Origin of the sequence: Rubritepida flocculans DSM 14296 (assembly GCF_000425365.1) — a bacterium.
GTDB lineage: Bacteria > Pseudomonadota > Alphaproteobacteria > Acetobacterales > Acetobacteraceae > Roseococcus > Roseococcus flocculans.
In genome coordinates this window covers 1-10,262 of the sequence record NZ_AUDH01000049.1, presented here as the reverse complement: position 1 = coordinate 10,262, position 10,262 = coordinate 1, and the positions used below count along the sequence as shown (strand labels likewise).

Here is a 10,262-nt window from a genome sequence, read left to right as displayed (position 1 = left end):
CGTTGCGCACGGCGTCGCGGGCACGGCGCGCCACCGTGGCGGCGGCCATGCCGACCTCGGCATTGGCGCTGCCGCCGGAGGGCGCCCAGGCGGAGGCGCGGTGGTCCTGCGCCGCCGCATAGCCGCGCAGCGCCGCCCAGGCGTCGCGGACACGGCGCGTCAAACGATCGATCACGCGCCACCCCCACGCGCGAAGCTGGCCAGCGTCACCGAGGGCCGGCGCGCCGCGCTGTTCTCGGCGCCATGCAGCACCGCGAGCGCCCGCCCGAGTTCGTCGAGGCTGCGATACTCCACCGTCCGCCCCTCGAAGCTGACGCGCGTGGTGCCCCCAGTGTAGGCCGCGGCGAGGGCGGCGGCACGGCTGCCGGCCGGCTGCGCCAGCGCCCAGGCCAGGACAGCGGGATCCATCAGGCGGCCCGCAGCGTCGGCAGCGGCGCCGCCGCGTTGACGAGATAGGACAGGCCGCTCGGCGGGCTCGGCATGATCGGCACACCGGCCTGGTGCGTCAGCGCCGCGAAGAACCCGTTCTCGCTCCCCGTCGTGCCGCCACCGGCGCCGCCATCGGCCGCGGCCGAGCCGAGCAGCAGCGTGTTGCCGCCGCTGAAGGCCTGGGTGCTGGTGCCGCGCACCGAGGGCGTGCCCGAGAAGCACAGCAGCAGCCACCAGACCCCGGCCGAGATCCAGCGCGGCTGCGCGAAGGGGCAGATCGCGCTGCCGGCAGCCGCGGTGTCGGCGTCCGCCAGTGGCTCCTCGACGACGGCCCCCCGGCCGGCCGGCGCCATTGTCGGCGGCGAGCGCCATGCGCAGGACTCCGGCGGCGCCGGTGGTCACGCTCACCGCCATGGCCGCGAACAGCCCGGGCCGGGCGAGCACGTAGGGCACGCAATAGAGTCGGTTCGCCGTCATCGCCACCGCGCCGCCGGCGGCGCGCGCGTGCTGCGAGGCGTAGAAGCGCCCCGAGACGTAGGGCAGCATCGCCGGGGCGGGCGGCAGGTGGTGCTGGAACAGCGCGGTCATGCCAGAGGCCGGATGCCGAGGGTCAGCAGCCGCTCCGCCGCCTGGCTCACCGGCGCGGCGGCGAGGCCGGAGCGCAGCCGCAACCAGCGCCAGCCGAGCAGCAGGGTCGGCGGCAGGGTGAGCGCGCGGCCGGCGGCGACGGTCAGCACCACCTCGTTGCCGAGGTGGTCGTGCAGGTCCGCCCAGGCGGCGGGCTCGCCCTCGTCGAGCGAGCCCTGGACGGTGAGCGGGGCGTCCGTCCAAGCGGCCGGCAGCAGCAGCAGGCAGACGCCGTAGCCGACGCTGGCGACGGGTGCGCTCAGCGCCTGGCCGGCGGCGATGCTGGTGCGCACCGGGACGATGGCGGTCATGAGGGTCTCCAGGGTCAGCGCAGCCAGCCGCCGCGCGGGGCGAGCCAGGCGCGAGGGCGTGTGGTCAGGGCGGGCACCGCGTCAGCCGGCGAAGCCGGCGCCGGCGGTTCCTGCGCCGGCAGCGACAGCGCGTCGGCCATCCGCGCCCAGCGGCCCTCGCCCCAGCCGTCCATGCCGAGCGCGGCGGCCGCAGCCCGCGCGTAGACCCGGCAGTCGAGCGCCTCGTTGCGTTCGCGGGTCTTGACCCACTCGAGGCGGCGGAAGCCGTTGCGCCCCGCCCGCGACACCAGCTGCTCGGCGGTGAGCTGGCGGCAGAACTCCTCGCCGGCAGCGTGCGCGGGCAGATGGACATAGCCGGCAGGGAACGGCTCGCCGCTCTCCTCGGTCGGCCTGTCGAGCTTCAGCCAGCCATAGGTCTCCGCCTTGAGGAAGGAGGAGCCCACCGGCCAGACCTTGAGCCCGCCGAGCTTGCGCCCCTGGCGCTTGACCTCGGTCGCCGCCGGCTGGCCGACCGCGGCGCGCAGCCCGTCCTGGCCCTTCACGGCGATGGCGCGGCCGGCGCCGACCCTGCGTACGAAAGCGTAGACCTCCGCGGTGGTCATGCCGTCGCCGCTGTCGATCGCCGCCATGGCGATGGGCAGGCGGTGGCCGGAGGCGTGCCGCCAGGTCTCGCCGAGCAGCCGGCGCAGCTCCTCCCACACCGCCGCCTCGAACGGGTTCCCCGCCAGCACGCGATGCTCGATGAGCCAGGACTGGCGGTCCTGGCCCCAGGCCCAGACCGACGCCTCGAGCCGGTCGCGCTGCACATCGACGCCCGCCGTCAGCAGCAGCCCGCCGGCGGGGACGCTCCCCACCGGCCAGTGCTCCCGGCGGTCGTAGAGCCGCCGCCAGTCCGGCGCCTCGCCGGCCTCCTGCCAGGTCTTGCCGAGCACGGTGTTGCGGAAGGTCTTGATCGCGCGGTCGTCGCCCTGCGCGGCGAGCCAGAGCCGGGCGACCTCGGACCACGGCATCCAGCCCGGCGGCGAGTAGAGCGCCGAGATGTGGAAGCCGATCGCGTGCGGGTCGGCGGGCTCGGCGGTGGCTCGCCACTCGCCGGCCGCCAGCATCTGCGCCTTGTGCTGCTCGCCGATCGGCGCGTCGCAGGCCTCGCAGAGATAGCGCGCGGTGTCGGGCGCTCCCTCGTCCCACACCAGCCGCTCGAAGCGCAGCCACTGCATGGCCCCGCAGTGCGGGCACGGCACGAAGTAGCGCCGCTGGTCGGTCGCCAGGTATTCGCGCTCGATCCGCGACACGCCGGCGATGGTCGGTGTCGAGACCAGCAGCATCTTTCGGCGCCAACCAAAGGTCCGCGCCCGGGCCTCGGCCAGCGCGATCGGATCCCCTTCGCCCTCGACGTCGCCGGGATAGGCGTCGATCTCGTCGAGGAACAGGAACCGCGCCGACATCGAGCGGAGCCCGACGGCGCTGTTGGCGCCGGTCATCACCAGCTGCCCGCCGGGGAACTCCTTGGAGAGCTGGCGGTTGCCGGAATCCCGCGACCGCGCCGGCGCCACCCGCTCGCGGATCGCCGGCGTCTCCTCGACCAGGGGATCGATGCGCTGATCCGAGAAGCGTTTCGCCAGCTCCGTGGTGGGCTGCACTGCCAACATCGGCCCGGGGGCGTGGTGGATGACGTAGCCGATCCAGTTGTTGCCGCACTCGGTGCCGCCGACCTGGGCGCCCTTCATGAACACCACGCGCCGCGCCGGGTGCGCCGGCGACAGCGCGTCCATGATCTCGCGCAGGTAGGGCGTGCGCGCGGTGCGCCACGGCCCCGGCTCGGCGGAGCCGCGGCTGCCGAGCACACGATGCCGGTCGGCCCATTCCGAGACCAGCAGCGCCGGCTCCGGCGCCATGCCGTCGCGCCAGGCCTGCAGGATCTCTGCGTCGCCGTCGAAGCGGCCGAGCTCGTCGAGGAGGTACTCGCCTGCCATCAGCCGACGCTCACCCGGACATCGTGCCGGGCCGCAAGATGCTCGCGCAGGCGCGTGTCCATCATCGTCTGCAGCCGGTGCGCGTCGACGCCGAGCTCGGCGGCCATCTCGGCGGCGACGCGGGCGGGCCAGGCCAAGATGGCGTCGCGCTCCTCCTTGGCGAGGCGGTGCACCAGCAGCAGGGCGCGGGCCTTGTCGACCAGCCTGCCCTTGCGCTCGTCGAGCCTGAGCCGGCGCTCCTGCGCCTTCAGCACCTCGTTCGCTGTGCGGGCGTCGTGGAAGGTGTTTTGGGCGGCGCGCGGCAGAGGATCGGCCGCGGCAGGCGGTGTCAGCGGCGCGGCAGCCGGCGCTGCGGGACGCGGAGGCAGCGGCGCGGCGAAAGCCGCCGTCTTACGCGTCGGGTCGCTGCTCTCGGCCAGCCGGGCGCGGACCTTGGCGACGTCCCAGGCGCCGTCCGGCTCGGGCGCGATGCGCCCCGACCGCTGCGCCTTTTGCAGCGCCGTGTGGGAGATGCCGACGCGGCGCGCCAGCTCGCGTTGCGAGGCCACGCGGCCCGGCTGCGCGGCGGCGATCATGATGTGATCGAGATCCCTCGAAGAAAGCAATCAACGAAGCGCCGATGGCGCTTGGCTCAGCCCCCGCCGCAGCGCGAATGGTCCGTCACGCCCAGGGGATCGCCCTGCACCGGAGGACGGAGACCACGATGACCGACCGCGCAGCCCGCGCCGCCCGCAACCAGGAGAGGAGCCTCGCGGCCTTCCTCGCCAAGAAGGCCGAGTTCGACGCCCTGCTCGCCGAACTGCAGCAGGCCAGCGACGACCACTTCGGGGCGGACCCGGAGGCGGTGCTCTGGGGCGAGACGGCCTGGCTCACGGACGCCACCGCGAAGCTGAAGGACATCGCCGATCAGCACTTCCGCCGCGGCGAATACGCCCGCTGACGCGGCGCGCCTCCCGCACCGCCCCGACCGGGCCGAGCCCGGCGGGGCTCCCGGCAGTAGGGGGCCGAGAGGGTCGGCTCCCGGAACCGGAGACCCGACGATGAAGCTGACCGACACCCAGCGCGTGATCCTGAGCGCCGCCGCGCAGCACGAGATGGGCCTCGCCCGCGCGCCGAAGACCCTGCCGGCCGCCGCCCGCAACGCGGTGTTCCGCAGCCTGATCAAGAACAACCTGCTCACCGAGATCAACGCCCCGCGGGAGCATGTCGGGCTCGGCTGGCGGCAGGATGAGGACGGGACCTGGATCGTGGCACGCATCACCGACGTGGGGCTTCGCGCCATCGGCATCGACCCGAAGGAGGACGACGCGCAGGCCGCCGCGCCGGTGGCCGACCCGGCGCCCACGGGCGCGGAGGACGCCGCGGAGGAGGATGCCCCCGCGGGTGAGCCCGAGGCGCCCCAGGCCGCGCCCACGCCCGCCCCGCGCGCGAGCCTGCGCGACGCCGCCGCGGCGGTGCTGGCGGCCTGGGATGACGAGGCGAACCGCGAGACGGACGTGATCACCGCCCTCGACGGGCCGATGGTCGCCCTCCGCGCCGCCCTGGCCGGCAAGCCGCCCCGCGCCGCCCGCAAGCCCGGCGCGCCGCGCAAGCCGCGTGAGGGCACGAAGCAGGAGACGGTGCTGGCGATGCTCCGCCGCAAGGAGGGCGCCACCATCGCACAGATCTGCGACGCCACCGGCTGGCAGCAGCACACGGTCCGCGGGTTCTTCGCGGGCCTCAAGAAGCGCCAGGGGATCGAGGTCCAGGTGCTGGAACGGGTCCGCCAGGTCGGCCCGAACAAGGAGGGCGCGAAGGGCTCCTTCACGATCTACCACCTGCCGGGCTGACGCGCGCCAGATACTCGGATCACGCCGCCGTCTGCATGCCGCGGGCGGCGGCGATGTCGTCGAAGACCCGATCCTCCCCGCCCAGCACGGCCGCACGGCCAGTGAATGCCTGCCAGCGCCGCACCGCGACATCGACATAGCGCGGGTCGATCTCCATCGCGAAGCAGACGCGTCCGGTGGTCTCCGCCGCGATGATGGTGCTGCCGCTGCCAGAGAATGGCTCGTAGACCCCGTCCCCGGGCGCGCTGTTGTTGACGATCGGCCGGCGCATACACTCGACCGGCTTCTGGGTGCCGTGCACCGTCGCCGCGTCCTCGTCGCCGCCGGTGCCGATCGGCCAGAGCGTCGCCTGGTCGCGTGCGCCCTGCCAGTGGCCCGTCGCCCCCTTGCGCACGGCGTAGAGGCACGGCTCGTGCTGCCAGTGGTAGTCACCTCGGCCGAGCACGAAGCGCGGCTTCGCCCAGACGATCTGGCTGCGCACCGCGAAGCCCGCCGCCTCCAGGCTCTCGATCACGGTGCGCGCGTGCACGCCGGCGTGCCAGACGTAGGCGACGTCGCCCGGGAACAGCGCCCAGGCCTCGCGCCAGTCGGCGCGGTCGTCGTTGGCCACCCGGCCGGTGCGCATCGTCGCCGAGACGCCGGCCTCGTTCCGCCACTCAGGGTCGTAGTTCACCCCGTAGGGAGGATCCGTGACCATCAGGTGCGGCCGCGCGCCGCCGAGCAGCCGCGCGACATCGCTGGCCCTGGTGCTGTCGCCGCAGAGCAGCCGGTGCGGGCCGAGGAGCCAGAGGTCGCCGGGCCGGGTGACCGGTTCGGCCGGCGGCTCGGGCGCCGGGACGTCGGGATCGCCGGCGGGCGCCGCCGGCGCGTCGGGCTCCGCCTCGGACAGCAGCCGGTCGAGCGTGGCGCCGTCGAAGCCGATCAGGCCGAGGTCGAACTCGTCGGTGCGCAGGGCGCGCAGCTCGGCGGCGAGCAGGCTCTCGTCCCAGGTCGAGGTCAGCGCCAGCTGGTTGTCGGCGAGGCGATAGGCCCGCGCCTGCGCCTCGGTCAGATGCGACAGGCGGATCGCAGGGACGTCCTCGAGGCCGAGCGCCTTCGCGGCGAGCACGCGGCCATGGCCGGCGATCAGCACGCCCGCATCGTCCACCAGCACCGGCACGGTAAAGCCGAACTCGCCGATCGCGGCGGCGAGCTGCGCCACCTGCTCAGGCGGGTGCTGCCGGGCGTTGCCGGCATAGGGGACGAGCGAAGCCACCGGCAGCATCTCGACGCGGAGATCAGGCAGCATCGGCCATCGCCCCCGCGCGCGCCGCGGCGACCGCGTCGTAGTCCCGCCCGTCCTCGGCCAGCGTCACTGGCAGGTCGGGGTGCAGCATGCGCCAGCGGGCGATCGCGAGGTCCACATAGGCCGGGGCGAGCTCGATGGCCCGCACCCGCCGGCCGGTCCGCTGCCCGGCGAGGATCGTCGTGCCCGAGCCGGCGAAGGGCTCGAACACCGCCTCGCCCTCGTCCGTGTAGGCGCGCATCAGGAACTCCGGCAGGGCGACGGGGAACACTGCCGGATGCTCGGTCTCGATCCCCCGCCCCTTGTGGCGGGTGTTGCGCAGCACGGCATCCGGGATGCGCATCTCCTGCACCGGCAGGCCGATGTGGGTGTAGGCCTTCACCTCGCCGTCGGCCGCGCGGAGCCCGCTGCCCTTGTTGGGCGTGCCGGCCCATTTGCAGGGGACGATCTTGTTCGCCTGCCGCGCCTCGCGGTTGAAGTGGAAGACCAGCTCGAAGGCCGGCGCGAGGCGGCCGTTCCAGTCCCCCGGCAGGCCGGGCCCCTGGTCCCAGGCGTAGAGGGCGAAGCGCCGCCAACCCTGGGCGCGCATCCACTCCAGCCAGGACTGCCAATAGGGCTGCCATTCGCCGTCGCGGTGGATCAGACCGAGGTTCACCAGCACCTGGCCGTCCGGCCGCAGAACGGCGCCGAGATGCCGGAAGACCCCCTGCATCAGGGCGTCCCAGTCCGACACGCCGCCGGTGGTGTAGGCCCGCTGGTTCGCGTAGGGCGGGCTGGTGAAGAGCAGCGCCGCGCGATCCTCACCCATCACGCGGGCGACCGAGGCCGCCTCGGCGCTGTCGCCGCAGAGCAGCCGGTGCTCGCCAAGCCGCCAGAGGTCGCCCGGGCGGGTGACGGCCTGGCGCAGCGGGTCCGGTTCGGCGTCGGCCGGGTCCTCGGCCGGCTCGGCGCGATCTGCGTTGGGCTGGTTGCCAGGAGCCGGCTCGCCCCCGTTGGCAACCGCCGGGCTGGCAACCGCTGCGTTGCCAGGATCGGTTGCCACCGGCTCCAGCCCCGCGAGCAGCCGCTCGATCTCCGCGCCGTCGAAGCCGGTGAGCGCCAGGTCGATGCCGCCCATCTCCTGCAGCTTCGCGACCTCGGCCGCGAGCAGCGCCTCGTCCCAGCCGGCATTCAGCGCGATGCGGTTGTCGGCGAGCCGCAGCGCCGCCTTCTGCGCCTCGGTCAGCCCCGCGCGCACGATGGTGGGGACCGTGGCGAGGCCGAGGGATTGCGCGGCCAGCAGCCGGCCGTGGCCGGCGATGATCTCGCCGCGCTCGTCGACCAGCACCGGGGCGACGAAGCCGAACTCGAGGATGCTGGCCGCGATCTGCGCCACCTGCTCGGGCGAATGCGTCCGTGCATTGCCGGCATAGGGCAGCAGGGAGGCGACCGCTCGCGCCTCGACGGCGCTCGCAGACCATGGGGCCTGGGGCATCGGGACCTGCGTGAGGGTGGAACGGGGGGCGCCGCGGCTGGCAACCGGGCGACGCTGGCAACCTGGAAAACGGGGCTGACGCTAGGAACCTCGCGCGCTTCCGCTTCCCGCATACAGCGGGCCCAGGAAGGACCCTGCGGCTCGCGAGCCACTGTCTCGATCGAGCGACGCTGTGGCTCGTTCGCCACCGCCGCGTCGAGCTACACGATCTCGACGTAGCCTCAACCTAGCCCCATCGATTTGCGCGCCGCCACGGGGCGAATTGTAACAGAGCGATCGGGCACGGCCCGCCCTGCCGCTCCGCCACGGCCCCTGCGCCCCCTGCAGCCAACAGCCCGACGAGGTGGCTCGCATTGACCGCTTCTCGCCCTCTTGCTCATTCTGATGCCAAATAAGAAAGCTCCGCTCCGCATCCGATGGCTCCTACCACCCACTTCGGCCGCTTCTCGCCCATCCTCCGAGACTGCGGTGCCGCCGCGGTGCGCCGCCCCGACACGCTGCTCGCGAGCCAGCCACCCTACGAGATCTTCTACATCCCCTTCGAGCACGTGAATCCGCAGGCTCGCCTGGTGATCGTGGGCATCACACCCGGCATGAACCAGCTGGAGCTGGCCTACGCCGAGGCCCAGCGCCTGCTGCGCCTCGGGGCGAGCGAGGCCGCGATCCTGGAGGCGGTGAAGTCCGTCGCCGCGTTCGGCGGCGACGCGATGCGGCCGAACCTCTTGCGCATGCTCCGGCACTTCGGCTTCGCCGCCATCCTGGGAGTCGACGACGAGGCGGACCTCTGGGGCGCGGCGGCAGGTCTGCTGCACTCGACGTCCGTCGTCCCGCATGCGGCCTTCAAGGGCGGCAAGATGTTCAGCGGCAGCTTCGAGGAAGTCCTCAGGGTGGGCGCCCTCCGGGAGCGGTTCGAGGCGGACTTCGTCGGGTCGCTGCGGGGCTTGAGCCCGGAGGCGCTGTACGTCGCGCTGGGCAAGACGCCCTTCGACGCGCTCCTGCACTGCGTCAAACTCGGCGTCATCAAGGAGCACCAGTTGCTCGGCGCGCTCGCCCACCCGTCGCGGAGTGGCGGGAGCCAGGTGGCGGTCTACCTCGGCGAGAAGTCGCCAGACGATCTCGATCCCGCGGATCCCGTGCGAGGGCGCGCTGCCTGGCTCCGCGACGCCTACGCCCGGATGCGGTCGGCCACGGACCGCTTGCGTGGAACGAGGGCGGCAATCGCACCGCCACCCCCGAGGCCGGCGCCGAGTCGGCCTGCCACCGTGGTCAAGGCGCCGAGGCCGAGGGGCGCCACCTCGGCTACGCCGGCGGCACCGGCCCCGTCGAACGCCGACCTGCACTACGTCATCAGCCGCGGCAAGGCGGCCGGCACGGTGCTTCGGCCGCACGTGCAGGACGGCCACTACATCGTCAGCCCGACGAGGTTCGAGGCCGACTACGTGCGCGTGCCGATCGGCGAGGCCCTCGAGCCCTATCTCAGGCAGGGGCTGAGCCTGCGCATGAGTGCGCCGGGCGTCGCCCCCAGCCTGATCTCGCCCGGCTCGATCCTCGGGAGGGATCGGTCGTCACGCTAGGCGAGGTCACGCCGCCCGCGACCGCGGCGTCAGCCCGAAGTGCATCGCCAGCGTGCCGAGGGCCGCGACCAGGATGCCCTGCCCGACGGGGCCGTGCACCGTCCGTCCCGCCCAGCCCTGGCGCATCGCCCACTCGCGGACCGAGACCTCCAGGCCGATGACGAACCACGCGCAGGAGCCGCCGGGGCTGTCGTGCCCGCCGAGCGCGTCGAGCGCCGCCGCGACCCGCCGGCGCGATTCGACCTGCAGCGGCGAGATCATGTCGACGCGCCTGCCCGGGATGCGCAGGACCTGCGACGTCGCCATCCCGTCGAAGGCGGCGCTGCGGAACAGGCCGCGGAAGATCTCGCCCGCCTCGTGCATCTCCGGCGTGATGCTGCCGTTGGCGAGCATCAGGCCGAGCGTGTCCACCGCCCGCCGGTGCTGCACCGGCGTGCCTGTCTCGGGGTCCGCCTCGCGGACCGGCTCGGAGAAGCCGCCGTGCTGCAGCCGCCACGTCGAAGGCTTCGACAGGTCTTCGTGCTCCGCAGTGGCGCGCTTCGGCTTGCGCTTACCGGCCATGCTGGCCCCCTCTGTGACGGCGCCCCCAGCGCCGGTTTGCTTCATTGATGACCGCCTGGCGGAGCCAGGGATCGGCGATGTCCTCCACGGCCAGGGCGGCGACGCCGTGCCGGTGCCAGGCGGCGGCGCGCAGGGCGTCGATCTCCAGCGCGGAGGCCGGGCTGCGTGCCAGGTCCAGACACGACCGGGGCGGGCGCGG

General features: G+C 73.8%; 12 protein-coding genes. 3 read left to right on the top strand and 9 right to left on the bottom strand.

Annotated elements, in window-relative coordinates; all coding sequences use genetic code 11:
* Positions 1-171: 171 nt before the first annotated feature.
* From H596_RS0118255 to H596_RS24760, 5 genes are all read right to left on the bottom strand, one after another.
* Positions 172-408, bottom strand: coding sequence for a phage head-tail joining protein (locus H596_RS0118255; RefSeq protein WP_027286094.1), 237 nt, complete (start codon positions 406-408; stop codon positions 172-174).
* Positions 408-782, bottom strand: a complete 375-nt coding sequence (locus tag H596_RS0118250; protein WP_027286093.1) for a hypothetical protein — start codon at positions 780-782, stop codon at positions 408-410. Before H596_RS0118250 ends, H596_RS0118255 begins: the two co-directional genes overlap by 1 nt.
* 231 nt (positions 783-1,013) lie before the next feature.
* Entirely contained in the window at positions 1,014-1,367 is a 354-nt protein-coding gene (locus H596_RS0118245; protein ID WP_027286092.1) for a hypothetical protein, read from the bottom strand.
* A 14-nt stretch (positions 1,368-1,381) separates the two neighbouring features.
* The gene (locus tag H596_RS0118240) at positions 1,382-3,340 is read right to left on the bottom strand and encodes a phage terminase large subunit family protein (protein ID WP_027286091.1); all 1,959 of its coding nucleotides are present in this window, start codon (positions 3,338-3,340) and stop codon (positions 1,382-1,384) included.
* Positions 3,340-3,915, bottom strand: coding sequence for a hypothetical protein (locus tag H596_RS24760; protein WP_027286090.1), 576 nt, complete (start codon positions 3,913-3,915; stop codon positions 3,340-3,342). Before H596_RS24760 ends, H596_RS0118240 begins: the two co-directional genes overlap by 1 nt.
* Before the next feature lie 128 nt (positions 3,916-4,043).
* Here H596_RS24760 and H596_RS0118230 point away from each other — a divergent pair, with 128 nt between their 5' ends.
* The gene (locus H596_RS0118230) at positions 4,044-4,280 is read left to right on the top strand and encodes a hypothetical protein (RefSeq protein WP_084602999.1); all 237 of its coding nucleotides are present in this window, start codon (positions 4,044-4,046) and stop codon (positions 4,278-4,280) included.
* 100 nt (positions 4,281-4,380) lie between these two features.
* Entirely contained in the window at positions 4,381-5,169 is a 789-nt protein-coding gene (locus H596_RS24755; protein WP_027286088.1) for a DUF3489 domain-containing protein, read from the top strand.
* A 19-nt stretch (positions 5,170-5,188) separates the two neighbouring features.
* Here H596_RS24755 and H596_RS0118220 read toward each other — a convergent pair whose 3' ends face one another.
* Complete coding sequence (locus H596_RS0118220) at positions 5,189-6,457, bottom strand: site-specific DNA-methyltransferase (protein ID WP_027286087.1); 1,269 nt, start codon at positions 6,455-6,457, stop codon at positions 5,189-5,191.
* A complete protein-coding gene (locus H596_RS0118215; protein WP_027286086.1) occupies positions 6,447-7,928 on the bottom strand; it encodes a site-specific DNA-methyltransferase in 1,482 nt (493 codons plus the stop codon). Before H596_RS0118215 ends, H596_RS0118220 begins: the two co-directional genes overlap by 11 nt.
* A gap of 416 nt (positions 7,929-8,344) precedes the next feature.
* Here H596_RS0118215 and H596_RS23150 point away from each other — a divergent pair, with 416 nt between their 5' ends.
* The gene (locus tag H596_RS23150) at positions 8,345-9,502 is read left to right on the top strand and encodes an acetate and sugar kinases/Hsc70/actin family protein (protein ID WP_051213396.1); all 1,158 of its coding nucleotides are present in this window, start codon (positions 8,345-8,347) and stop codon (positions 9,500-9,502) included.
* Between the two features lie 6 nt (positions 9,503-9,508).
* On the opposite strand, the gene H596_RS0118205 is transcribed toward H596_RS23150, so the two are convergent.
* Both H596_RS0118205 and H596_RS24450 read right to left on the bottom strand, forming a co-directional pair.
* Complete coding sequence (locus H596_RS0118205) at positions 9,509-10,063, bottom strand: hypothetical protein (protein WP_027286085.1); 555 nt, start codon at positions 10,061-10,063, stop codon at positions 9,509-9,511.
* A partial coding sequence (locus H596_RS24450; protein WP_027286084.1) for a hypothetical protein occupies positions 10,053-10,262 on the bottom strand: 210 nt, incomplete at its 5' end. The genes H596_RS24450 and H596_RS0118205, both read right to left, overlap by 11 nt.